General features: G+C 36.4%; 17 protein-coding genes. 12 read left to right on the forward strand and 5 right to left on the reverse strand.

Features of this window, described 5'->3' with window-relative positions:
* Positions 1 to 57 precede the first annotated feature (57 nt).
* The 5 genes from NO995_RS10905 to NO995_RS10925 all read left to right on the forward strand — a co-directional run bounded on the left by NO995_RS10905 (position 58) and on the right by NO995_RS10925 (position 9,097).
* Positions 58 to 1,098, forward strand: coding sequence for a GMP reductase (locus tag NO995_RS10905; RefSeq protein ID WP_258227536.1), 1,041 nt, complete (start codon positions 58 to 60; stop codon positions 1,096 to 1,098).
* Between the two features lie 24 nt (positions 1,099 to 1,122).
* Positions 1,123 to 2,127, forward strand: a complete 1,005-nt coding sequence (locus NO995_RS10910; RefSeq protein ID WP_240572901.1) for a sugar kinase — start codon at positions 1,123 to 1,125, stop codon at positions 2,125 to 2,127.
* A 172-nt stretch (positions 2,128 to 2,299) separates the two neighbouring features.
* Positions 2,300 to 5,623, forward strand: a complete 3,324-nt coding sequence (locus NO995_RS10915; protein ID WP_258227537.1) for a DUF2126 domain-containing protein — start codon at positions 2,300 to 2,302, stop codon at positions 5,621 to 5,623.
* A 13-nt stretch (positions 5,624 to 5,636) separates the two neighbouring features.
* On the forward strand, positions 5,637 to 8,192 hold the full coding sequence (locus NO995_RS10920; protein WP_258227538.1) for a circularly permuted type 2 ATP-grasp protein: 2,556 nt from the start codon (positions 5,637 to 5,639) through the stop codon (positions 8,190 to 8,192).
* A 2-nt stretch (positions 8,193 to 8,194) separates the two neighbouring features.
* On the forward strand, positions 8,195 to 9,097 hold the full coding sequence (locus NO995_RS10925) for a transglutaminase family protein (RefSeq protein ID WP_258227539.1): 903 nt from the start codon (positions 8,195 to 8,197) through the stop codon (positions 9,095 to 9,097).
* Here the strand turns inward: NO995_RS10925 and NO995_RS10930 are convergent.
* The 5 genes from NO995_RS10930 to NO995_RS10950 all read right to left on the reverse strand — a co-directional run bounded on the left by NO995_RS10930 (position 9,087) and on the right by NO995_RS10950 (position 17,841).
* Positions 9,087 to 10,310, reverse strand: a complete 1,224-nt coding sequence (locus NO995_RS10930; protein ID WP_258227540.1) for an ATP-binding cassette domain-containing protein — start codon at positions 10,308 to 10,310, stop codon at positions 9,087 to 9,089. The two genes, NO995_RS10925 and NO995_RS10930, sit on opposite strands and share 11 nt — an antisense overlap.
* 21 nt (positions 10,311 to 10,331) lie before the next feature.
* On the reverse strand, positions 10,332 to 11,195 hold the full coding sequence (locus tag NO995_RS10935; RefSeq protein ID WP_240572896.1) for an N-acetylglucosamine kinase: 864 nt from the start codon (positions 11,193 to 11,195) through the stop codon (positions 10,332 to 10,334).
* 90 nt (positions 11,196 to 11,285) lie between these two features.
* A complete protein-coding gene (gene gap / locus NO995_RS10940) occupies positions 11,286 to 12,287 on the reverse strand; it encodes a type I glyceraldehyde-3-phosphate dehydrogenase (protein ID WP_240572895.1) in 1,002 nt (333 codons plus the stop codon).
* A gap of 17 nt (positions 12,288 to 12,304) precedes the next feature.
* Positions 12,305 to 13,291 carry a 6-phosphofructokinase gene (gene pfkA / locus NO995_RS10945; RefSeq protein ID WP_240572894.1) on the reverse strand — a complete coding sequence of 329 codons (987 nt, stop codon included), beginning with the start codon at positions 13,289 to 13,291 and terminating at the stop codon, positions 12,305 to 12,307.
* 164 nt (positions 13,292 to 13,455) lie between these two features.
* Positions 13,456 to 17,841 carry a translocation/assembly module TamB gene (locus NO995_RS10950; RefSeq protein WP_258227541.1) on the reverse strand — a complete coding sequence of 1,462 codons (4,386 nt, stop codon included), beginning with the start codon at positions 17,839 to 17,841 and terminating at the stop codon, positions 13,456 to 13,458.
* 258 nt (positions 17,842 to 18,099) lie between these two features.
* On the opposite strand from NO995_RS10950, the gene tsaD reads away from it, so the two are divergent.
* The 7 genes from tsaD to NO995_RS10985 all read left to right on the forward strand — a co-directional run bounded on the left by tsaD (position 18,100) and on the right by NO995_RS10985 (position 25,190).
* Positions 18,100 to 19,122 carry a tRNA (adenosine(37)-N6)-threonylcarbamoyltransferase complex transferase subunit TsaD gene (gene tsaD, locus NO995_RS10955; protein WP_240572892.1) on the forward strand — a complete coding sequence of 341 codons (1,023 nt, stop codon included), beginning with the start codon at positions 18,100 to 18,102 and terminating at the stop codon, positions 19,120 to 19,122.
* 28 nt (positions 19,123 to 19,150) lie between these two features.
* On the forward strand, positions 19,151 to 19,789 hold the full coding sequence (locus NO995_RS10960) for a peptidyl-prolyl cis-trans isomerase (protein WP_258227542.1): 639 nt from the start codon (positions 19,151 to 19,153) through the stop codon (positions 19,787 to 19,789).
* A complete protein-coding gene (locus NO995_RS10965) occupies positions 19,789 to 20,499 on the forward strand; it encodes a 16S rRNA (uracil(1498)-N(3))-methyltransferase (protein ID WP_258227543.1) in 711 nt (236 codons plus the stop codon). The genes NO995_RS10960 and NO995_RS10965 overlap by 1 nt, the downstream gene beginning before the upstream one ends.
* Positions 20,500 to 20,505: 6 nt before the next feature.
* A complete protein-coding gene (locus NO995_RS10970; protein ID WP_258227606.1) occupies positions 20,506 to 21,147 on the forward strand; it encodes a DUF4159 domain-containing protein in 642 nt (213 codons plus the stop codon).
* A 1-nt stretch (position 21,148) separates the two neighbouring features.
* A complete protein-coding gene (locus NO995_RS10975; RefSeq protein WP_258227544.1) occupies positions 21,149 to 21,646 on the forward strand; it encodes a TrmH family RNA methyltransferase in 498 nt (165 codons plus the stop codon).
* A gap of 92 nt (positions 21,647 to 21,738) precedes the next feature.
* Positions 21,739 to 24,087, forward strand: a complete 2,349-nt coding sequence (locus NO995_RS10980; protein ID WP_258227545.1) for a glycoside hydrolase family 95 protein — start codon at positions 21,739 to 21,741, stop codon at positions 24,085 to 24,087.
* Between the two features lie 14 nt (positions 24,088 to 24,101).
* Positions 24,102 to 25,190, forward strand: coding sequence for a glycoside hydrolase family protein (locus NO995_RS10985; RefSeq protein ID WP_258227546.1), 1,089 nt, complete (start codon positions 24,102 to 24,104; stop codon positions 25,188 to 25,190).
* Positions 25,191 to 25,253 lie beyond the last annotated feature (63 nt).

Consider the following 25,253-nt stretch of genomic DNA (forward strand, 5'->3'; position numbering starts at 1 on the left):
ATTTTGTTTTTTTTAAATTTATAACAAGATACATGTCACAACCCTAATCAATTATTTATGCGCATAGAATATGATATAAAACTTGGATTTAAAGATGTTATGATTCGTCCGAAACGATCTACTTTAAAAAGCCGTTCGGAAGTGAGCTTAGAACGCGAATTCAAATTTTTACACAGCCCATTAGAATGGTCAGGCATTCCAATTATGGCTGCTAATATGGATACCGTTGGCACTTTTGAAATGGCTAAAGCCTTATCTGAAAAACAAATCTTTACCGCCATACACAAACATTATTCTATTACCGATTGGAATGTTTTTTCATCTAAGCTGCCTGAAAACATTGAAAAATATATTGCTGTTAGCACAGGAATAAGTGAGCAGGATTCCGAAAAACTAGCCTCTATTTTTAAATTCAACCCTTACTTAAAATTCATTTGTATTGATGTTGCTAATGGCTATTCTGAACACTTTGCTGAATTCGTAAAGAAAACTCGTGAACAATACCCTGATAAAGTTATAATTGCCGGAAATGTAGTTACCGGTGAAATGGTGGAAGAGCTATTACTTTCCGGAGCCGATATCGTTAAAGTTGGTATAGGACCTGGATCGGTTTGTACAACCCGCGTTAAAACCGGAGTGGGATATCCGCAACTATCTGCTATAATAGAATGTGCCGATGCAGCGCACGGATTGGGCGGACAAATTATAAGTGATGGAGGTTGTACCATTCCCGGAGATATTGCCAAAGCCTTTGGTGCCGGTGCCGATTTTGTAATGCTTGGCGGTATGCTGGCAGGACATACTGAAAGTGGCGGAGAAATCATCGAAAAGAATGGCAAACCGTTTAGAAAATTCTATGGTATGAGTTCGTCAACCGCTATGGAAAAACATGTAGGTGGTGTTGCAGAATACCGTGCCAGTGAAGGTAAAACAGTAGAAGTTCCATATCGTGGTGATGTTGAAAATACGGTTCAGGATATTTTAGGCGGATTGCGTAGCACCTGTACTTATGTGGGAGCTCAACGCTTAAAAGAATTAACGAAACGTACCACATTTATTCGCGTAAACGAGCAGGAAAACAGAGTTTACACCGAATAAACCAAATAACAAACCACTAAACTAATGAAACAAATCATCACATTTGGAGAAGTATTAATGCGCTTATCTCCAGAAGGCAACAAGAAATTCATGCAGGCTAACTTATTGGAATTCTACTTTGGAGGCACAGAAATTAACGTAGGGATTTCAATAGCCAATTTTGGAGAAAAGGTAAAACATATCAGCTGTGTTTCTAACGATTTTGTTGGAGACACAGCCATTTCATACATTCAGAAGTTTGGGGTTAGCACTTCAGCTATTGTAAGATCCGATCGGCCTCTTGGCGTTTATTTTCTTGAGGTTGGTGCCGTAATGCGTCCAAGTTCCATTTCCTATAATCGTGCACATTCTTCCTTTGCCGATATTCGCCCTGAAATGGTAGACTGGGAAACGATTTTAAGAAAAGCCAAATGGATTCACTGGACCGGGATTACACCTGCGCTTGGGAAAGGAGGCTACGACACCTTAAAAGCCGGATTACTTTTGGCAAAAGAAAAAGGCATTCAGGTTTCAACCGATCCTACCTATAGAAAAGGCTTATGGAAATACGGTGAAAATGCAAAAGATGTACTTACCGACCTAATTTCGCTATCAACCATTTTTATAGGCGGCGTTAATGAAATTAATGAAGTTTTGGGCACGAATTACTCCTACTCTAACGACGATTTCATAGAAGCCTCAAAACAACTTATGAAACGTTTTCCCAATATTGAAAAAGTATTCGATAAAATAAGAACATCTATAAATGCATCATGGCATAAAATAAGAGCCCGCATGTGGAATGGTAAAGAATTTCGAGAAACTACCGATTTTGATATCACCCATATTATTGACCGTATAGGTACAGGTGACGCCTTTGCTGCCGGGCTTATTTATGGATTACAGTCTTTCGACGATTGTAAAGCCATGGAATTTGCCAGTGCCGCCTGTGCTTTAAAACATACTTACGAAGGCGATGTAAATTACGCCACAGTCGATGAAGTTATGGCAATATTAAATGGTGATGTTTCCGGACGTGTAAACCGATAACATCAGCCTATTTTATTTCCTTTAACCGCAAAAAATCAAGGTCTAAATTATTCACATAATAAATTAAACAACAGAAATTTAAGCATTTTACATTCTTAATCGTTTTTTAACACTCACCTTCTCGTTTAGTCAAAAAAACACTTAAATTGTATTACAATTTAATCGTAACTCTATGGCTTTAAAGATTGTAATCTCTCATAAAACAAAATACAAATACGACCGTCCGGTTTCCCTTTCACCACATATTTTCAGACTACGCCCTGCCCCACACAGCAGAACACCGATTGAATCTTACAGTATAAAAATTGAACCCAAAGAACAGTTTTTTAACTGGCAACAGGATCCGTTTGGAAACTATGTGGCACGTTTGGTATTTCCTGAGAAAACCAAAGAACTTTCTGTAGACGTTGAGATTATAGCCGATTTACAAACCATCAATCCGTTTGACTTTTTTGTTGAAGAGTATGCTGAAGAATATCCGTTTAAATACGACAAAACAGTAAAAAAAGAACTGCTCCCCTATTTAGAAATCACCGACGACGGTCCGCTATTAAAGAAGTTTCTTAAAACTGTAGATTATACGCCTAGAAAAACCATTTTCTTTTTAATTGATATCAATCGAAAAATTTACGAGTACCTGAATTACAATATTCGCATGGAACCGGGAGTTCAATCCTGTGAAGAAACCCTTAAACTTAAAAACGGATCTTGCCGGGATTATGCCTGGTTACTGGTACAGGCTCTGCGCCATTTAGGTTTTGGTGCGCGCTTTGTTTCCGGATATATCGTTCAGCTTAAATCCGACGAAAAATCATTAGATGGTCCTTCAGGTCCTGAAGAAGATTTTACCGATTTACATGCCTGGGCTGAAGTGTACATTCCCGGAGCCGGCTGGATTGGTTTCGATGCCACTTCCGGATTGTTAGCGGGTGAAGGTCATATTCCTCTGGCCTGTACACCTTCATTTGAAAGCGCTGCCCCGGTAGTGGGTATGACCGATAAATGTGAAACTGAATTTGAATTCGAGAACACTGTAACCCGTATTTTCGAATCTCCTCGTGTTACAAAACCCTATACCGAAGAGCAATGGAATGCCATTTACAAACTGGGACACAAAGTTGAAAAACAGCTTCAAAAAGGCGATGTTCGATTGACCATGGGTGGCGAGCCTACTTTCGTTTCTATTGACGACATGGAAGCTCCTGAATGGAATACCGAAGCCGACGGGCCTCATAAACGTGAACTGGCAAAAAACCTTTCTGCAAGACTCTATGAATCTTTTGCGAAAGGGGCTATAATTCATCAGGCTCAGGGTAAATGGTATCCCGGAGAACCTTTACCGAGATGGCAAATTGAAATCTGCTGGCGAAAAGACGGCAAGAAAATATGGAACAATAAAAAGCTGTTTTCTATATTTTCAGAAAAAGCTAAAATCCCGAAGAATGCAGATAAATTATTTTTACAAACCCTTACAAAACATCTGGGAGTAACCGATAAAACTATTATTCCAACTTACGAAGATGCTTTCTATTTTCTGTGGCAGGAAGGACAAATGCCTATAGACATTGACCCGACCAAAGAAGATGGAAACATGCTGGTTAAAGAGAAACTTCAGCAAATATTAAAAGACGGAAAATCGAAACCTACCGGACATGTCATTCCGCTCAACAATACCGGAGGCGAATGGTATACCTGCAACTGGGCATTTAGAAGGGAACATTTGTTTTTAATTCCTGGAAACTCGCCTATCGGACTTCGGTTACCTTTAAATTCATTACTAATTAAATCAAATGATGAGGAATTTCCGGTGTACCAACCCGATAATTTCTCAAAAAAGAAAACATTACCAAGCTATCAGCGTATTGTTTCAAAACGTATAAAGGACCTTGAAAAGCATGGCATACCAAAAAAGAAAACAAACTATTTTATAAGAACGGCTTTATGTGCCGAAATCAGGGACGAAAAACTGCATCTCTTTTTACCTCCTTTAGATAGCATTGAAATCTTTTTAGACTTAATGGCTTCCATCGAGGCCACAGCAAAAGCCTTATCTATTCCTGTGGTTTTAGAAGGTTACGACGCCCCAAAAGACCACCGATTAGACTCCTTGAAGGTAACTCCAGATCCTGGAGTTATTGAAGTAAATGTGCAGCCAGCAAACAATTGGGAGGAATTGTGTCAAAATACTTTCACCTTATATAGTGAAGCTAAAAAATCAAGATTAGGAACCGAAAAATTCATGCTTGATGGTAAACATACTGGCACAGGTGGTGGAAACCATGTTACTTTGGGAGGAACTTCTCCTGCCGATAGCCCGTTGCTAAGAAAACCGAGTTTATTACGAAGTCTATTGACTTTCTGGCAACATCATCCGGGATTATCCTATTTATTCTCTGGTGCCTTTATTGGAGCCACAAGTCAGGCGCCTCGTATTGATGAAGCCCGAATGGAAAACCTCTATGAACTGGAAATTGCATTTAGTCAAATTCCTAAAGGAGGTGATGTTCCGTTTTGGTTAACCGACAGATTATTTCGCCATCTGTTAACCGATTTAACGGGCAATACACACCGTGCCGAATTTTGCATTGATAAATTATACTCCCCGGATTCATCTTCGGGTCGTTTAGGTATTTTGGAGCTCCGTGCTTTCGATATGCCGCCGCACCCTCAAATGAGTTTAATGCAAAATTTACTGGTTAGAACCTTAGTTGCCTGGTTTTGGAAAAAACCTTACGAACACAATTTAGTGCGTTGGGGCACCGAATTACACGATAAATTTTTAATCGAACATTTTGTTCGTGAAGACATTAAAGACATCGTTAATCAGTTAAACAGAGCAGGATACGCCTTTAAAGAAGATTGGTTTAATCCGTTTTTCGAATTCCGTTTCCCGCTTCATGGTATGGTTGAAATCAATAATATGCATCTGGAATTACGCGCCGGAATAGAACCCTGGAATGTTTTAGGTGAAGAAGCTACCGGACAAGGTACAGCTCGTTATGTGGATTCTTCAGTTGAACGCCTTCAGGTTAAGGTTAATAATTTTAACAACGACCGTTATGTATTAACTTGTAACGGCATAAAAGTCGATTTAAAAAGCACCTCTAAAAAAGAAGAATATGTTGCTGGTGTAAGATATAAAGCATGGAATCCGTATTCAGCATTGCACCCAACCATTGGAGTTGATACGCCTTTAGTCTTCGATATAGTAGACACCTGGAACCGACGGTCTATAGGTGGTTGCACCTATTTTGTTTCGCATCCTGGTGGTCGTTCGTACGACGCTTACCCTGTAAATAGTTTTGAAGCAGAATCGCGACGCATCAGTCGTTTTTGGGAATTTGGACACACTCAGGGGGGTGTTGAAAATATATCTCAGGAAATCGAACCTTCAACAAAACGTGTTCAGGAAAAAGAAAGTGCGAAAAAATTCAGTTTTAAGGTGTTACCTGCTAATTTAGAATTTCCAAATACCTTAGATTTGCGAAAGAAATAAACTAAACTAATACATGACCACAGATTTAAACATATTATTTCAGAATTATTTTTCGAAAGCGAAAAATTATGATGAAGCTTTAAAATCTGATATGTCCTTAAATCCGAATTGGAAAAAATTACTAAGTAATATTTCTGAAATGGATTTAAAAACATTAACTGCCAAGCAAAATGAAATTGACTGGTTAATGGATGAAAACGGTGTAACTTATAATGTTTACAACGATCCTCAAGGTATGCAACGCACCTGGGATTTAAACATTATCCCCTTTTTAATAAATAAAGAGGAATGGCGCACCATTGAAAAAGGCCTAAAACAACGTGCCGAACTTTTAAACTTAGTTTTAAAAGACATTTACGGTAAACGAGAACTTATAAAAAAAGGAATCATTCCTCCTGAGGTGATTTTCGCCCATCGCGGCTTTTTAAGACAATGCGACCAGATTCAATATAAAACGGCTAAAAACATATTAATCTATTCATCAGATTTAGCGCGCGGACCAGACGGACGTATGTGGGTGGTTAACGACAGAACACAAGCGCCTTCCGGCATGGGTTATGCCCTGGAAAACAGGTATTCTATGAACAGAGTACTGCCGGGCTTATTTAAAGATATTAACGTAAAACAACCATCTGGCTTCTTTTACGACTTTAACCAAATGCTTATTGAGGCCGCACCTCAAAATAAGGAGAATCCGAGTATAGTAATTTTAACCCCGGGTCCTTTAAACGAAACCTATTTTGAGCACGCCTATATGTCTTCATTCTTAGGTTATCCGCTGGTTAATGGTAACGATTTAGTGGTTAGAAACGGAAAAGTTTATTTAAAAACACTTAAAGAACTAAAACAGGTTGATGTGATTTACCGTCGTGTAGACGACGTTTTTATGGACCCTTTAGAGCTTCGAGAGGATAGTTATCTAGGGGTTACGGGCTTACTCGATGTGGTAAGAAACCAAAATGTGGCTATAGTAAACCCTATAGGTAGTGGTGTTTTAGAAAATTCAGGATTAATTCCGTTTATGAATGCTATTTGTAATTATTTCTTCAATGAAGATTTAATCCTTCCTCAGATCGCTTCCTGGTGGTGCGGACAGGAAAAGGAGCGCGATTATGTTTTTAAAAACATTAAAAACCTTGTGGTTAAACGCATTGATCGTTCTAACCGCGAAAGCTTATTTTTCTGTGAATTCTTGAGTCCTGAAGCTTTAGATAAACTTAAAAAAGATATTTCGGCAAATCCATATCGCTATGTCGCTCAGGAAAAAATTACTTTTTCAACTTCGCCGGATTTTGTAAATGATCATTTAGAAGCCAGAAAAGTAATGTGCAGAACGTTTGCCATTTCAAAAAAGGAAAGCTATAAAGTCATGCCCGGTGGATTAGTAAGGGTAGCTCCCGAACGTGAAAATCTGTTTGTTTCGAATCAGCGTGGTGGAATGAGTAAAGATTTATGGGTCTTATCTGATGAAATTCAAAATAACATCAAGCATTACGCCTGGGATAGTTCCTGCAAAATTTCTATTTCCGATATTAACGATTTACCGAGTAATACTGCTGAAAACTTGTTCTGGTCCGGACGCTATTTAGGTCGCGCTCTGGTAACAGCACGTTATATTAGAATGGTGCTTAATAAAATGACGGATGAGCAGTACAGTGCCAAAGAAAACAATTCTGAAAGCCTAAAATACTTACTGCAATCCTTAACAAATATCACCTCTACTTTCCCGGGATTTGTTGGTGAGCATAGTGATATCTTATTGGAGAACCCATTACCTGAAATTATATCATTAATATTCGATAAAGAGCGTATGGGTAGTTTGGCGCAAACCTTGACCAGCTTTAACAATTCATACTACTCGCTTCGCAACCTTTGGTCTAAAGACATGTGGCGCGTATTCGACAGTATAAAAAAACTATGGCGTAAATTTGATGAAGCCGATCTATATACAGTTCCGGCGCTTACTAAATTACTCGATCGCACCATTACACGACTCATTGCCTTTATGGGATTAATTGAGGAAAGTATTCTGGTGCAACAAGGCCTGTTGCTTTATTTTATAGGGCTTCAAACCGAACAAGCCATGATGCAAATCTCAAAATTCAGATCATTAATGGTTTTCAATTATGAAGAACGTCTGCAATACGACATTCTGGAATCCTTATTAAGCAGTGACGAAAGTTTAAATATTTATCGCTACAGTTACCGATCGTATTTAAGTCTTGAAAATGTGATTAATTTAACTTTACTTGACAAGGAATACCCTAAATCCTTAACCTACAGACTAAAACGTATTCAAAAGGATATTGATCGTTTGCCGCATTCTGAATTGATTGGTTTTTATACCGAATGCCAGAAACTAATCGCAACGGCTAATAACAAAATTACAAGTCTAAACATTACAGGTTTAATGACTTTAAACGAAGACCGAACACTTCGCGAAAAATTAGATGAAGAATTAACTGATTTAAGCGATATGTTACACGAAACGTCATTAGCAATTTCAAATACGTATTTTAATCACTCGTACCGCCAAACCCAATTGGTTAATCAAAATTTCCCGTTATAATTATGGTATTTCAAGTTTCACATACTACCAGTTACGATTACGAAAACGATGTTACCTTTTGCCATAACATAGCCACATTAAAACCTAAAACCTTAGCCGGACAAGTGCTACTAGATTACCAACTGGAGATTACCCCAACCCCTTCAGAATTAACAGAGCGTGTTGATTTCTTCGGAAACTACATCACTCGGTTTTCGCTTCAAAAAGAGCATAAAAAACTAAAAGTTACTGCAATAAGTAGGGTTTCAAGAAACTACGAAGAACAACCTGATATAAACACTTCAGAAAAAGGAAAAAGCATCACGCTTAAGGAAGCTTTAGGTGCTCTTAAAAGTAATGAAGAACATATTATAGATGCTCGCCAATATATTCTGGAATCTATTTTAATCGCTAAAATAACTCCTGAAATTAAAGCTTACGCCGAAGTATCTTTTAAGCCCAATCGGCCGGTATTTGAAGCAGCTTTCGAATTGATGCAGCGTATTTATACCGAATTTGATTTCGACCCTACATTTTCTAACGTGGCTACCCCCATACACGAAGTGATAAAAGCTAAAAAAGGGGTTTGTCAGGATTTTGCTCAAATTGCCATTGCCTGTGTGCGTTCCGTTGGGTTACCAGCAAGGTATATTAGTGGCTATATTGAAACACTACCGCCTCCTGGAAAAGAAAAACTAATAGGTGCCGATGCCTCGCATGCCTGGTTTTCGGTTTATATTCCTGGTTTTGGTTGGGTAGACTTCGACCCTACAAATAATCAAATACCCAAAAACCAACACATCATTGTAGCTTGGGGACGCGATTACTACGACGTACCTCCATTAAAAGGTGTTATTTACAGTACAGGAAAAAATAAAATGAATGTGTCTGTTGATATCAGACCTTTTGAAGATATTAAATCTTAACCACTTGCCCTGTAGAACCAGTTTCATGAGGTGTTAACTGATATATAAAATCAGGATTTAATCCCGCTTCCTTTCTATGTGACACATACAAAATGGCTGTTTCAGTTTCTGATGCAATCTTATTTATTAATTGCGTAAACAACTTTACGTCGGCATCATCCAAACCATTAGTTGGTTCGTCTAAAATAAGTAATGGTGGATGCTTTACCATGGCACGAGCTATTAAAACCAGACTTTGATATCCTTTTGATAACGATAAAAAATCCTGTTTTCTAATATCGAACATATCTAAAACACGTAACCAGTGTTGTGCAATTTTAATCTGCTCGTTGGTTGGTGTTTTATAGAGTCCGATAGTGTCAAAAAAACCGGAAACAATCATATTACCAATAGAATCCAAGCGTGTAAATCCGCGTAACATATCGGAAGAAAAGTATCCTATTTTCTGTTTAATCTCCCAAACACTCTCACCGCTTCCCTTCTTCACTCCAAATAAGACGATATTCTGACCAAAAGCCTTGGGATTATCACCAAAAATCATACTTAAAATGGTACTTTTCCCAGAACCATTTGGCCCCATTAGTTGCCAGAACTCACCTTTTTTAATTTCCCAGTTGATGTTATTCAAAATTGGGCGCTCTCTGTAGTGAACCGATACATCTGTAAATTTTACTATAGGATTGATTTTCTCTGAAACTGGTCGGTAAGCCTTCGGTAAGTCTTCTAAAAAAGATTCGGCAATAGCGTCATCTGATTCTTCAAGTTTTAACTCTACAAGTTCTTTCCCTTCTAAATGATAAACCTTACCAATAAAGGATAGAATATCTTCTTTACGTTTAGTAATTTGTAAAATACCAATCTTTGAACTTAACTTGTTTAGAGTTTGCTCTATTTCAGCCTGTGCCTGAATATCTAAATTCCCAAAAACATTATCGACAATAATGGCTTCGGGATTTTGAGATATTATATGGTTTAAAAGTGCTTTTTTTCGTTCACCTTGGGATGAATTACTCAATAGATTTCCTGTTGGCGTAACGACATCACAAAAACCATGAATACGTTCTTCCTGAATTAATTTATTGATAGTAATTTCAGAAAAAAGTACTGCCTTAGGTTTTGAAAAATCACTTAAAATATTTCCGTCCTGAATACGCTCAATAAAATCTTGCTTATGGTCTTTATTAGAAATATAAACCGCTATATGCCTATTCAAAAGGGAAATAATTTAGTCTTATTACTTTAAATTTTTAACATGGAAATCTACCAGACCTTCAATTGGTCTGCGTTCAAAGTTACCAACGGTAAAGCCCATTTCTTCCGCAACCTGCTTAATTTCGTCTTTAGCAAAGTAAGCAATAGAACCTGCAAAATGTACCGGAACGGTTTTTAATTCTTCAGCATATTGAAAAATCATACTTTCAGCAAACAGACGAATACCTTTTTTAATAAGTTCTACACAATATTCAGAATCCTTGTTTAAGAACATAAATTCAGCAAAGTGTGCTAAATACGCATTAGGATTTGGTTTTTTATAAAGGTTGTATTTAATATAATCGGTATCCATATTGTACTTACTTTCGAAAGCGACACGAATATTTTCAGGCATGTTATTAAAGTAGTAATCTCTAATTAACTGACGACCGTAGTAATTTCCAGAAGCATCATCCATAATAATATACCCTAAAGAATTGACACGTTGATGCAATACTTTACCATCGTAATAACTACAGTTAGATCCGGTTCCTAAAATACAAACCACTGCAGCTTCGGTTTGTGTATTAATTGTTGAAAATACAGCTGCCATGGTGTCTTCATGAACATGAACCTCTGCGTTAACAAAAACCTCTTGCAAAACGCCTTTAACTACATTCTGTGGTTTTTCGGTACCACAACCTGCTCCATAGAAAAATACGTGCGACACAATTTTTCTATTGGCCTTTAAATCCTCATGACCTTTAATTATCTTTTTTATTTTTTTATCGGATATAATTTCTGGATTAAGCCCCTTTGTGCGCATTTTTTCCAGCATTTTATTACCTTTTCTATCTACTGCTATCCAGTCTGACTTCGTAGAGCCACTATCAACAATTAAAATCATGAGTTTTTAAATAAAAAACCCCACAGACCGTTGTGCTTTAAATACAATAACCTGTGGAGTTGTTAATACTATTATAATATACTTGTTAAATTAGATTTTGCTAATGTATTGAGCAAGATCGATTAATTTAGTTGAATAACCAAATTCATTATCGTACCAAGATACTAATTTAAAGAAATTATCATTTAAAGCAATACTTGCATCTGCATCGAAGATACTTGTCATTGGCTCAGATACGAAATCCTGAGAAACCACAGCTTCTTCAGTATATCCTAACACACCTTTTAATGGTCCGTCTGCAGCTGCTTTTAAAGCGGCTTTAACTTCATCCCAAGATGCTGCCTTTTCTGTTCTTACTGTTAAATCTACTACAGAAACATCTGGAGTTGGAACACGGAAAGCCATACCAGTTAATTTTCCATTTAATTCAGGAATTACTTTACCTACAGCTTTAGCAGCTCCTGTTGAAGAAGGAATAATGTTAGCCAATGCACTACGTCCACCTCTCCAGTCTTTTCTTGAAGGACCGTCAACTGTCATTTGCGTTGCTGTAGTTGCGTGAACTGTAGTCATTAAACCTTCAACAATACCAAAGTTATCGTTAATTACTTTAGCGATAGGCGCTAAACAGTTTGTAGTACAAGATGCGTTAGAAACGATGGTGTGCTCTGCAGTAATTTTATCGTTGTTAACACCCATTACGAACATTGGTGCATCGGCAGATGGTGCAGAAATTGCAACTTTCTTAGCTCCGGCTGTGATGTGTTTTTGAGCACCTTCTAAAGTTGTAAAGATACCAGTACAATCTAAAACAACCTCAGCTCCTACAGCATCCCATTTTAAATCTTCCGGGTTACGTTCAGCAGTAATTCTAATTTCGTTTCCGTTAACTACTAAGTTTCCGTTTACGATATCAATAGTTCCATCGAATCTACCGTGAACAGAATCGTACTTTAATAAGTAAGCTAAATGCTCTACATCTAATAAATCGTTGATACCTACTATTTGTATATCTGGTCTTGAAGCCGCTACTCTAAACGCAATTCTACCTATTCTTCCAAATCCGTTGATTCCTAATTTTAATTTTGACATAATCTTTGTTATAAATGTTAAGTGCTCATAATGTCTGAGACACGCAATAATTCTAAATTTATTTTTGTTTTACCTTTAATAGCTTTTTCAATTGGAGTTAATTCCATTTTTCCGTTTAGTAAGCCCACCATATAGTTGGTTTCTCCTTTTAATAAGGATTCTACAGCTTTTACTCCCATTCTACTGGCAAGAACACGATCGAAACACGATGGCGCTCCACCACGTTGCATATGACCTAAAACAGATACTCTTACATCGTAACCTTCCATATTTTGATCTACGTAATCCTTAAGCTCGAAAATATTCTTTCCTATTTTATCACCTTCGGCTACGATTACAATACTTGAGGTCTTACCTGTACTTTTACTACGGTTTAAAGAGTCTACCAAACGATCTAACCCTAAGTCTTCCTCAGGAATTAAAATCTCTTCGGCTCCACCAGCAATACCAGCGTTTAATGCAATATGCCCAACATCACGCCCCATAACTTCGATAAAAAATAATCGGTTATGAGAACTCGCGGTGTCACGTATTTTATCAATCGCATCAACAACTGTATTTAATGCTGTATCAAAACCTAAAGTATGGGTTGTTCCGAAAATATCGTTATCAATAGTTCCTGGAATTCCCATTACAGGAAAGCCAAACTCCTGATTAAAAATCATAGCTCCTGTAAACGATCCATCTCCACCAATAACCACTAAGCCTTCGGCTCCAACTTCTACTAATTTATCGTAAGCTTGTTTTCTTCCTTCTTCTGTTCTGAAACGATTGGAACGAGCAGACTTTAAAAATGTTCCTCCTTTGTTAATAATGCCTTTAACACTACGTGCGTTAAGTTCTTCGAAATCACCATCGATTAAGCCTTCATAGCCACGATAAACGCCAAGACATTCTATATTATGGTAAGAGCAGGTTCTAACGACAGAACGAATGGCTGCATTCATTCCCGGAGAATCACCTCCCGATGTTAAAACTGCAATTTTCTTTATTTTATTCGACATAAATTGATTAGTATATGAAGTAAAATTAGTAAAGAAAAACCATATATCTATGGCATTTATTGCATTTTAATGACGCTTTTAAAACTATAACGTTTTAGTTAATAAAAAAAACAAATTATAGCTGAAAAATTATGATTTCCGAAATGTAAACAGGTGATTTATTTCTATTTAGAACTTTTTAAGCGAATAAACTCGGGAATTGCACTCTCTTCATTTTCTTCCGATTTTTCGATAAGCACGGGGTCTGGTTTTTCAGATTTTTTAAACAAACTCTGAATCAATTCTTTAAAGGTATCAAAATCCACACTATATGAAACTCCCACCCCTTGTGTGTAGCCTATAGCTTCACCAAAATTACGAATACTATTTTCTCTATTAAATACGGTCGCTGTTAAAGTACCATCTTCATTTAATAAAAAGTCGATTTCAACGTCTCCGGCAATGACAGTTTCGGTAGCACCGGCACCACCTACAGGCACCCCTACTTTACCGTTAATTAATACACGATCGGTAATTTTCGTTTGAAGTGTTACCCCAAAACGGTCTCCTGTCTGATAATCTGGCCTATTGGCTCCAGCTTCATAATTTAGTCCAACATTTACTTTACTATCTCCAGAAGTAAATATGCCGTTAATAATACCGTTAAGTCTATCGGCAATGGTTCCTGAAAAATTAAGTCCGCTCAAACCTCTTGAAAACGATCCTGTAGAAATTAAAAATAAGGCCTGATTTTGTCTATCATCTGAAGACTCTAAACTATATTGAAGTTCTGACTTAATGGTTGAATTAACGTTAGGAAATTTAAAGCTAAATTCTGGTTGAGGCTGCTCAAGGTCTCCCGTTAAATCGATGTATAACTCTACAGGAATACTTCTATTAATCGGGTTTTCAAGTAACGGTGACGGATTGGTTTGTTCTTTAAGAACTGCCTGCATATTAATTTGAGCCTTTAACGGGTCGCCTTCCCATGCAATAGTTCCTCCCGGCATCACATTGAATTCCTTTTGAATCAATCCGCCGTAAGCAAAATTATAAACCCCTTCAAACACGGAGAAATCTCCCCACATATTAAATTTACCATTGGTATTGATTTCTACAAGTAATCCGCCACTACCACGACCTCTAAGCGAATGCCCTGAGTTTTTATCAATAATAATTTCCAATTCAGCATCTTGCGTAACATCTAAATCGAAGTCTAACTCTAAGCCTTCTATTTCATTAAAAACAATTTCTTTACCACTACGTCTGGCTTCTTTTTCTTCTTTTGTAATAAAATGGATATAAGTATTATCTCCGAATGATTCGGTGTCGCTAAGCGGAATTTTAAATACGGTTCCAGGCTTTGTTTCTCCTAAAACACTAATCACCAATTGCTCCGTAGGTCCTTTTAAAGAAGCATAACCACTCATAAATGCCGTTCCATAATACAAGGCATCTTCGGTTTCTTTGGTGTCTAAAACCAATAAATTAGGTGTTCGTATATCTAAATCTAAATTCCAGTTTGAAAAATTCACGTGGCTAATCGATCCGTTTAACTGACCTTTAGAATTGTATTTGCTATCGGATATTGGTATTTTATTAAACTTAAACGTCTGATCGGTTAAAGACACCGATGCATTTTGTGCAAAGTCATAATCGACATTTAAATACGGAATGCCCAAGCCTGCGTTATTTAGTTTTACATCCCCGTTAATATCTGGCTTATTTAAATTACCAACAACATGCACCACTCCTGTTGCCAAACCACGAATATTCGACAACACATCCTGCAATAACGGATTTAATGGTTGTAAATTGAATTCGTTAAATTCTAAATTTACATCAATACTCGACTGCTCTCCTAAAGCATTAATATCACCCACAGCTCTAAAAGACTTTTTCTCGTCATCTTTTATCGAAATATCCACATTATAATTAGTAAGATTTTCATTTCCTGTGATAGAAGCATCAAACGAACCTAAATCAAAGCGATTAACTTTAAAGTCCTCAATAACAATTGTTGAATTAGGCAAATAACTTCCATTTTGCTGTAAAATATCAAGCTTCCCATTTACACGACCTTCGAGTGACAAACTATCAATATCAGGAACTATCTTAGTCAGACTTACATTTTTAAAATCGAGTTTAATATCCTTTTGAGTAGAATCCTTAATCATACCGGAAAGCCTGACTTCTTCATTCCCGTGAGTAACCACGAATTTGTCGATATCAAACGTAGAAACATCTCTATCAAAAGACACCTTATTATTAAGGTCATTCTCCTCGTTAATATACCAGGTGTAATCTTTTATCGTAAAATCTGATTTTTTAAAGCCAATTACCGATTTATTCTCTTCGTTTATAGTGTGATAAAAACTCAGATTAAAAATATCCTTATTACGTTTTCCTCCCTGAAACTCAGTACGCATAAATAAGGTATCATTTACAGTTACATTAATCAGGCTAAATTTAGAAACATCGTAATACTTGGTATTTAAACTATCGGCCTCTACATAGGTATTAAACAGCGGATTACTATTATCTACCTGTAATTCAATATTATTCACAAAATGGTCGAGCAATTTAATTTCAGGAGACTTGAATGTTAGTCTAAACTGACTTTCATCACTCTCTACACGACCACGAATAAACGTATTCTTTCCTAATTCGACTTCAGGATAAAATACCTCAACGATTTTATTGTAAATTTTAAAATTGAAATCGATAATCTGGTCGGTTGACACCTTATACGGTTCGTAATTTGTGTAAATATACCCTAACGAGTTTTGAAACAATTTCTTTAAATCTCTGAATCTAAATCGTCCTTTTAATTCGCCTTCAACAATATCTGGGGAATTAATCCCAATGTAACGCATATTGTTTTCGAAACGGGAAAAGACTTCAAACTTATCGAAAGTATAGGTGTCATTTTGATTTCTATAAGACGTATTTTCGAATATAACTCGACCATAGGCATCATCGTAACCACTGGCATTCATATTCATTTTCACATCACTTCTAAAAATGGAAATGCTATCCTTTTTTACAAAATTCAACACATTTAAATTGGCATAACCCACATTAGCCACAAAGTCGTACTTACTAACAGCATCTGAGAAATCAACCAACCCTAAAAAGTTTAGTTTTAAATTTCTATCGTTTGAAATTAAATTACCATCGAAAATCTTATTTCTTACATTTCCGGCAACCTTTATTCCGTGATAATTGTACCCATTGTACATCACTTCAAAAACATCACCTTTTACCTGTGTGTTTATAGTTTCGGTAACGAAACCTTTACCTTTTACATCGAAATTTAATGAAGCCTCACCTATCTCTTCAGACTCTAAGAAGGTTCCGAAATCGAACTTATCAAAAATGATATTTCCTTTGTAAGAGGCGTTATCAATATCATTAATAGTAGTAATTTCCAGATCGGAATCTACCAAACCAAGATCGGTTTCTATCTTAACATCAGCTACCACTGTTGACGCTGTTACCTGCGTATTCCCTGTAATTGTAAATTGCCCCAAACGGCCCAATGAAGACGGCAATGAAGCTCCTAAAACATTTGGCAGCAATGCTTTTAAATCACTGTACGTTGAGCTTAAATTAGAAAGGTAAGCATTCATTGAGAAATCGTCTTCCTCTTTGCTAAACAGGTTTTTGAAATTAATATTTCCGTAGATTCTGGTATTTCTACTCGTATTTAATCGTAAGTTTTTCGTTTGTAAATCGTTTAATGTACCGGATAAGTCCACGCTAAAATGAGCTTCCTGTCCTTTACCAAACTCATCGTAAAACGTATTAAGTTCGTCCAGTAATACAGATGAATCTTCAAAACTTGCAGTTACCAAAACCTTATCGGTAAAATACTGAAGGTCTTCTCTAAGATATTCAAACTTCAAGTCACCTTTTAAGCGAGAATTTGGCGTTTTTATATCCAGATTCGCAAAGGTCATATCGGTTAAAGTATAAGCGAAATTCGTGGTTAAATTTTTCACTTTAACCCCCCGACTATCAATAAAATTTAGCGTATTAACACGCATACTCACATCACTTCCGTTTATTAAGAAGTTAGTTGCATTGATATTTAGATTATAAAATTCGAGAAGTTTTGTGCTTTCCTTATTTTCATCCAATAGTCTGAAAACACCATCATAAATGGACACATCGCTAGACGACATTAAAAAACTACTTTTTTCAGATCTAGGGTTATCATCTTCAAACTTGTTCACGAAAACATCTAAATTCGTTTCGATCGCATCCTTATACGTCACAATATTGAATACCAAGCCTTCTAAATCAATATCTCCGAAAACCAGTTTTCCTTCCGATAGATTTTTAAAACTTATAATGGATGTATTTAATTCTGACACACTAATTAAGGTGTCCTGCTTGTAATCCTGAATATAAATATCTTTCAACTCAATATCTCCATTAAGTTGCATACTTACCCGGTCTATATTTATGTTGGTTTTAAACTCGTCGTTAAGCTTTTTAGTGGCATAATTTCCCAGCTGAGTTTGCACAAAAGGAATTGTTAACACCAAAACCAGAATGATGAACATAAGCACAAATAGTGCTAAAAGTTTTAGTATTATTTTGAGGACTTTTTTAATATGCTGCTGAGTTAAAATTTAAAAAACCAAGGTTCTATTTATCATTTAAGCGTTTATCCTCAATTCAGACCTTAGATAAAACACATTCACCATTTTTACATTTCTATTAATAAAATAATTAAGTAGTTTTGTAATTACGATGAGTCCTATAAAATAGATGACTTATTGGTTTTCAAAATTAACAATTATTATGCCTAAATCTTATTAATGGCGACACAAAATATTTACATTCTTGGAATTGAGTCTTCCTGTGATGATACAGCAGCAGCTGTAATGCATAACGGACGCATTTTAAGTAACATCATTGCGAACCAGAAAATACACGAAGAATACGGTGGTGTGGTGCCCGAACTGGCATCGAGAGCACACCAGCAAAACATAGTTCCAGTAGTGCATCAGGCTTTAAAAAAAGCAGGAATTACCAAAGAACAACTAAACGCTATTGCCTTTACAAAAGGACCTGGTTTAATGGGATCGTTATTGGTGGGAACTTCTTTTGCGAAATCTTTAGCTTACGGACTGGACATTCCTCTAATCGATGTAAACCACATGCAAGGTCACATTCTAGCCCATTATATTGACGAAGAAGGCTTTGAAAAACCTCCATTTCCGTTTTTAGCCATGACTATTTCTGGAGGACATACCCAAATTGTCCGTTGTGATAGTTATTTTGACATGACTGTTATTGGTGAAACAATTGATGATGCGGTTGGTGAAGCCTTTGATAAAAGCGGAAAAATTCTGGGCTTAGGCTACCCTGCTGGACCAGAAATAGACAAACGAGCTAAATTAGGAAATCCGAAAGCCTTTAAATTTACCAAACCTAAAGTTGATGGATTAAACTTCAGCTTTTCTGGATTGAAAACTGCAATTTTGTATTTCATTCAAAATGAAACCAAGAACAACCCGAATTTTGTTGAAGAAAACCTCAACGACATTTGTGCTTCAATTCAACACACCATTATTGGTATTTTAATCGATAAACTAAAACTGGCATCGAAAGAAACCGGTATTAAACATATTGCCATTGGTGGCGGTGTATCGGCCAACTCCGGAATTCGTCAGGCTTTAAAAGATGGAGAGAAAAAATTTGGCTGGACCACCTACGTTCCTAAATTTGAATTCACAACCGATAATGCAGCCATGATTGCCATTGTTGGCCATTTAAAATATTTAGAAAATGAATTTGCTGATCAAAGTGTCGCAGCTTCAGCACGTTTAAAAATTTAAGTTTAATTAAATCCCCAAAACTACCTCTATGATTAAAAAACTACTTACCTACAGTTTGTTTTGTTTTACCGTTTCTGCTTTGGCTCAAACTTCTACAGAAGAAGATTTAATTACCATTGAAAGCACGAAACAGATAGACTCATTTTTACAGGCTAAAAAACACAAGGGCAACAAAGTTGTAACCTTTAATGAAGAAAAGCACAAAACCATTTTGGCTAAAGAGCTTTTTAGTATGTCTCGAGGCGCTGTAAAAATTAAAGAAAATGAATTTGAAAAGACCTTTTATAAGGTTCTTGAAAAAAACAAAACACCATATTACAGGGTAAGTTATATTTACTTAGATGGTGCACAACGAACTGAAGACGACATTACAAATTTACGTTCAGAAATTGTTACAAAATACAATAACGGTATTCCGTTTTCATATTTAGCAAAACAGTATTCGATGGATGCATACGCTAACAAAGGTGGTGATTTAGGTTGGTTTACTGAAGGCAAAATGCCTATAGAATTTGAAGCCGAAGTCATTAACGGAAACCACAGTTTAGAAGATATTTTTAGTGTACACATACCAGAAACTAATGCCCATTATTTGGTATTACAAACACACGAACCAAAACATATTGCCGAAATAAAAGTTTTAAAAATTGTTGAAGCCATAAACTAATGCAGTTATTTTATAATCCAGATATTACCGAAAATACAGCTCAATTTTCTTTCGATAAAGAAGAAAGCAAACACATTGTAAAAGTCCTTCGAAAAAGCATTGGAGACACTTTACACATTACCAACGGAAATGGCTGGTTATTTACTGCTGAAATTACTGTGGCTGACATAAAAAACTGTTTGGTCAAAATAACATCAAAAACGTTACAGCCAAAGCGCAATTGTCATTTGCATTTGGCTGTAGCGCCTACAAAAATGAACGACCGCTACGAGTGGTTTTTGGAAAAAGCTACCGAAATTGGTATTGAAAGCGTAACTCCCGTATTTTGCGACCACAGCGAACGTAAAGTTATTAAAGCCGATAGGTTTGAAAAGATTTTACAATCGGCTACCAAACAATCTTTAAACTGTTACATGCCTAAACTTAATGAGGCCATTTCATTTAAAGAATTTATATCTCAAAACTTTGAAGGCGATTTATTCATCGCTCATTGCGAGGAAACCGATAAAAAATCATTAAAACAGGAACTAAAATCCAATACCAACGTGACCATTCTAATTGGTCCGGAAGGCGATTTTAGTACCAAAGAAATTGAATTGGCTATAGCTAATAAATTTATTCCTGTAACTTTGGGAGAAACCCGTTTACGAACCGAAACAGCGGCTATTGTTGCTTGCCACAGTGTTGCTTTTGTAAACGAAACAATTTAAACGATGATGAAACGAGTTTTACCCCTATTGTCTTTACTCCTATCCTTCGGTGGATTTGCTCAGGAACTCGCTTTCGTAAAATATAAAGGTGGCGGCGACTGGTATGCCAACCCAACATCGTTACCAAATTTGATTACCTATTGTAATAAAAACATCAACACTCAGATTAATCCAAAACCACAAACGGTTGAAGTGGATAGTCCAGATTTATTTCAGTTTCCATTAGTTCACATGACCGGGCATGGCAATGTTTTTTTTAGTGATAATGATGCTGAAAATCTTCGAAATTATTTAATCTCAGGTGGCTTTTTACATATCGACGACAATTACGGTATGCAACCCTATATTACCAAAGAGCTAAAAAAAGTATTTCCTGATAAGGATTTAGTAGAATTACCCGCTAACCATGAGATTTTCAATATAGCTTTCCCTTTTCCTGATGGTTTACCAAAGATTCACGAGCACGATGGTAAGCGCCCTCAAGCGTTTGGATTATTTCATGAAGGCCGATTGATGCTTCTGTTTACTTTTGAAAGTGATTTAGGAGATGGTTGGGAAGACCCGGAAGTACATAACGACCCTGAAAATGTTAGAGAAAAAGCATTAAAAATGGGTGCTAATATTGTTAAATACGCATTTGAACACTAACATGCAACTCACCCATTACACTTCAAATTTTAACAAAAGAACATTCCCAATAACCGTGGTTGGAGATAATGTTACCAATGCACCAAATATTGGGAGCTTGTTTAGAATGTGTGACGCCTTTGGAATTGAAAAATTAATACTTTGTGGAGAAGGTATTACACTTGGCAGAAAAACAGCTAAAACTTCACGTGCCACCGAAAAAGTGGTGCCTTACGAAATTCACGAATCTGCTTTAGACCAAATGGAAAGTCTAAAAAAAAATCATTTCATCATAGCTCTTGAAATTACAAGTACAAGTCAACCAATTCATTCCTTTCAACTCCCAACAGAAAAACCCATTGTCTTAGTGGTTGGCGATGAAAACTTTGGTGTTTCCGAAGCTATTTTAAATTTCGCTGATGCCATTATTCATATCGATATGTTTGGTCAAAATAGCAGTATGAATGTGGTACAAGCTACAAATATTGCTTTATACGAAATGACAAAACAACTTTTATAAAAAAGTACACCTCTAAGAAGAGAATATTACCCTCTTTTTTATTTTTTTTAGCTTCTTTGTAAACAAACACAAACCATACAATATTTATAATAATGAATTACCCCATTAAACTTAACTTAAAACCAATCTATTTCGTAACCCTTTTATTTTGTTCATTAGGTTTCGGACAAGAACACATCCTGTGGTACGACCAACCTGCAAGTAATTGGAACGAAGCACTTCCGTTAGGAAATGGCAAAATTGGCGTTATGGTTTTTGGTAATCCCACTAACGAACGCATCCAGTTAAATGACGATTCCATGTGGCCTGGTAATGATCCGGACTGGATTGAACCAGAAGGAAACAAAAAGGACCTTGAACACATCAGACATTTATTATTTGAAGGCAACAACAAAGCTGCCGACAGTTTGTTTGTAGCTAAATTTTCAAATAAAACCATCGTAAGATCTCACCAAACATTAGGCGATTTATTTATCGATTATAAACACGACAACATCACCGATTATCGTCGTGAACTGAATATTGAAAATGCCACCTCTCAGGTTTCTTTCAAATCTAATGGCTATTTAATTACTGAAAACATCCTGGTCTCTCATCCACATAAAGTCATTGTTATTGAATTGGCTACCAATGCTCCTGAAGGCATCAATGCTAAACTAAAACTTAGCAGACCTCAGGATGCCGGTTTCGAAACTGCAAGGTCTTTTACAACAGAAAACGGACTTCTTCTTATGCAAGGTGAAGTGACACAACGTGAAGGTAAATTTAATTCGCAACCTAAACCCATTACGCACGGCGTTAAATTTGAAACAGCTTTAAAAGTAATTAATGAAAAGGGAACTGTTTTAACCACACAAGACTACATAGAACTAAAAAACGTCAAGAAAGCCACTTTATATATTGTAAATAACTCATCATACTATTTTGATGATTATAAAAAACAAAATCAAAAGGATTTAAAGGCCATTGGCTCTAAATCGTTCGACGACATTAAAAAAGTTCATATTAAAGATTATCAAGAATTTTATTCACGAGTAAAACTTCAAATAAACCAAGAAGATTTCAGTAGCATTCCAACAGACCAAAGAATTGAAGCTGTAAAAAATGGTAATATCGATACTGGTTTGGAAACCTTGTTATTTAATTACGGCCGTTATTTATTAATTTCTTCTTCCAGAGAAGGCACTAACCCTGCAAATCTACAAGGGTTATGGAATCAGCATTTAAAAGCCCCATGGAATGCCGATTACCATGCGAACATTAACCTCCAAATGAATTACTGGTTAGCCGATGTTACCGGACTTGGAGAACTTAACAATCCGCTTTTCAACTATGTTGACATGCTGGTTGAAAACGGAAAAACGACGGCTAGTAAAAACTTTGGTTGCAGTGGGTCCTTTATTCCTCATGCCACCGATTTATGGGGACCAACATGGTTACGTGCCCCTACAGCATACTGGGGTTGTTCTATGGGTGCTGGAGGATGGCTTATGCAGCATTACTGGCAACATTACAGATTTACAAAAGATAAAAATTTCCTGAACAAACGCGTATATCCTGCGCTTCATGAAGTCACTAAATTTTATAGCGATTGGATTATTGAAGATCCTCGAGACGGCATTTTAATTTCAGCCCCCTCTACTTCGCCAGAAAACAGATTCATAAATGAAAAAGGTGATCAAGTAGCAACTTGTCTAGGAAGCGCCATGGACCAACAAGTCATTCATGAAGTTTTCGAAAACTACCTAAAAACCTGCGAAATTTTAAATATTGACAACGACTTTGTTAGAAAAATAAAGCAACAGAAAAGTCAGTTGCGTCCGGGGTTTGTTTTAGGTGATGATGGCAGAATTTTAGAATGGGACAGACCCTATGAAGAACCGGAACCTGGCCACAGGCACATGTCTCACCTTTATGGGTTTCATCCAGGAAACATCGTAACAAAAGAGAATGCGCCAGAATTATTTAATGCCGTTAGAAAAACTTTAGACTACCGTTTAGAAAACGGAGGAGCTGGTCCGGGTTGGAGCCGGGCCTGGTTAATTAATTGTAGCGCCAGACTTCAAGATGCCGAAATGGCTCACGAGCACATTCAATTCTTGTTTAAAAAATCTATAGGTAAAAACCTTTTCGATTTACACCCGCCTTTTCAGATTGATGGTAATTTTGGCTATACCGCAGGAGTTGCTGAAATGCTTTTACAATCTCAAGAAGAAAACGTCATTCGTATTTTACCTGCTTTACCAAAAGCATGGAAAGACGGCTCGGTGTCAGGTTTAAAAGGACGTGGTGGATTAACCTTCGATATTGTTTGGAGTAATAGCCAATTAGACAAAGTAACAATTACCTCAAAATTCAATCATCAGTTCAAATTAATTTATAAGGATACTGTAAAAAATCTTCATTTAAAAAAAGGAGAAACTTTTATTGTTGAATTATAAAAATTTTAAATCAAATGAAAATATCAACCTCAAATTTAAATCGAACCAATTTCTTAAAAACTCTTTTCCTTCTGTTTTTAATCAATATTTCTTATGCTCAGCAGGGATTAAAGTCATTTGCCGATCAATGGGAATTTGTTGGCATTGCAGTAGAAGAGCCAGGGTATACTATTTGGGGCACTTCTCCTATAATTGATGACAATGGTAAAACTCATTTATTTGTTGCCAGATGGCCGGGAAATACTGTTGAACCTGGATGGAGAACACATAGTGAAATTGCACATTATATTGGGGATTCTTCAGAAGGTCCTTTTAAATTTGTTGACATTGCTATTAAAGGCCAAATTGAAAACAAACTAAATTCAACAGATTCGCCATCAAATAAAAACATTTTTGCTCCTCACAATCCTACCATAAAGAAAATAGGTGATGTCTATGCTTTATTCTACATTGTTAACAACGGAATAAAAGAACATCCATCAAACCAATATATCTGTCTGTCAACATCAAAAAGCTTAAACGGACCCTGGGAACCTGTAAATACTGACGGTGCTATTTTACGACCTTCACAAAACAAAGATTACTGGAACTACAATGCCAGTAATGGGGTTAACAACCCTACCCTATTACAGCACCCTAAAGGCGGTTTTTTCCTGTATTACAAATCGGAAAAAGCAAGAATGGGTTTAGCTATAGCCGAGCACTTGGAAGGGCCATATGTTCAAATGCCGTTCCCAGTGACTGTAAACGACAGAAATATTGAAGATGGTTACGCATTTATGTTTAATGATAAATTTGCCCTACTAACAACAGACAATCATGGTATCGTAGAAGAAGGCGGAGGTATTCTATGGACATCTAATGATGGTATACACTTTGACTCTAGCGAAAAAGGATTCCATCGCATAAATGATTATACACCTATAAATATGAAAGACGCTAAAGTGCACTATGGTCCTAAAAACAAATCTTACGCAAAATTTGAACGTCCGCAGATTTTATTAATTAACAACAAACCTAAATATTTATACGTTGCATCAGGTACTAATATCTATGGAGGTGACGCACCGGTAAGCTACGTTTTAAAAGCTAAGGATAAATAATGCATAACCTAAAAAATACGAAAGCAGTAATTCGGGTGTATTTTTTGTGTTTAGTTTTTAATT

The organism is Aestuariibaculum sp. M13 (assembly GCF_024723255.1).
Classification (GTDB): Bacteria; Bacteroidota; Bacteroidia; order Flavobacteriales; family Flavobacteriaceae; genus Aestuariibaculum; species Aestuariibaculum lutulentum.

Excerpts from the sequence above, each read along its gene's own strand:
- NO995_RS10910 (WP_240572901.1), top strand. The coding sequence starts at position 1,123 with ATGAAACAAATCATCACATTTGGAGAAGTATTAATGCGCTTATCTCCA.
- NO995_RS10985 (WP_258227546.1), top strand. The coding sequence starts at position 24,102 with ATGAAAATATCAACCTCAAATTTAAATCGAACCAATTTCTTAAAAACT.
- tsaD (WP_240572892.1), top strand. The coding sequence starts at position 18,100 with ATGGCGACACAAAATATTTACATTCTTGGAATTGAGTCTTCCTGTGAT.
- NO995_RS10965 (WP_258227543.1), top strand. The coding sequence starts at position 19,789 with ATGCAGTTATTTTATAATCCAGATATTACCGAAAATACAGCTCAATTT.
- gap (WP_240572895.1), bottom strand. The coding sequence starts at position 12,287 with ATGTCAAAATTAAAATTAGGAATCAACGGATTTGGAAGAATAGGTAGA.
- NO995_RS10980 (WP_258227545.1), top strand. The coding sequence starts at position 21,739 with ATGAATTACCCCATTAAACTTAACTTAAAACCAATCTATTTCGTAACC.
- NO995_RS10935 (WP_240572896.1), bottom strand. The coding sequence starts at position 11,195 with ATGATTTTAATTGTTGATAGTGGCTCTACGAAGTCAGACTGGATAGCA.
- NO995_RS10950 (WP_258227541.1), bottom strand. The coding sequence starts at position 17,841 with ATGTTCATCATTCTGGTTTTGGTGTTAACAATTCCTTTTGTGCAAACT.
- NO995_RS10905 (WP_258227536.1), top strand. The coding sequence starts at position 58 with ATGCGCATAGAATATGATATAAAACTTGGATTTAAAGATGTTATGATT.
- NO995_RS10960 (WP_258227542.1), top strand. The coding sequence starts at position 19,151 with ATGATTAAAAAACTACTTACCTACAGTTTGTTTTGTTTTACCGTTTCT.
- NO995_RS10970 (WP_258227606.1), top strand. The coding sequence starts at position 20,506 with ATGAAACGAGTTTTACCCCTATTGTCTTTACTCCTATCCTTCGGTGGA.
- NO995_RS10925 (WP_258227539.1), top strand. The coding sequence starts at position 8,195 with ATGGTATTTCAAGTTTCACATACTACCAGTTACGATTACGAAAACGAT.
- NO995_RS10915 (WP_258227537.1), top strand. The coding sequence starts at position 2,300 with ATGGCTTTAAAGATTGTAATCTCTCATAAAACAAAATACAAATACGAC.
- NO995_RS10975 (WP_258227544.1), top strand. The coding sequence starts at position 21,149 with ATGCAACTCACCCATTACACTTCAAATTTTAACAAAAGAACATTCCCA.
- NO995_RS10920 (WP_258227538.1), top strand. The coding sequence starts at position 5,637 with ATGACCACAGATTTAAACATATTATTTCAGAATTATTTTTCGAAAGCG.
- pfkA (WP_240572894.1), bottom strand. The coding sequence starts at position 13,291 with ATGTCGAATAAAATAAAGAAAATTGCAGTTTTAACATCGGGAGGTGAT.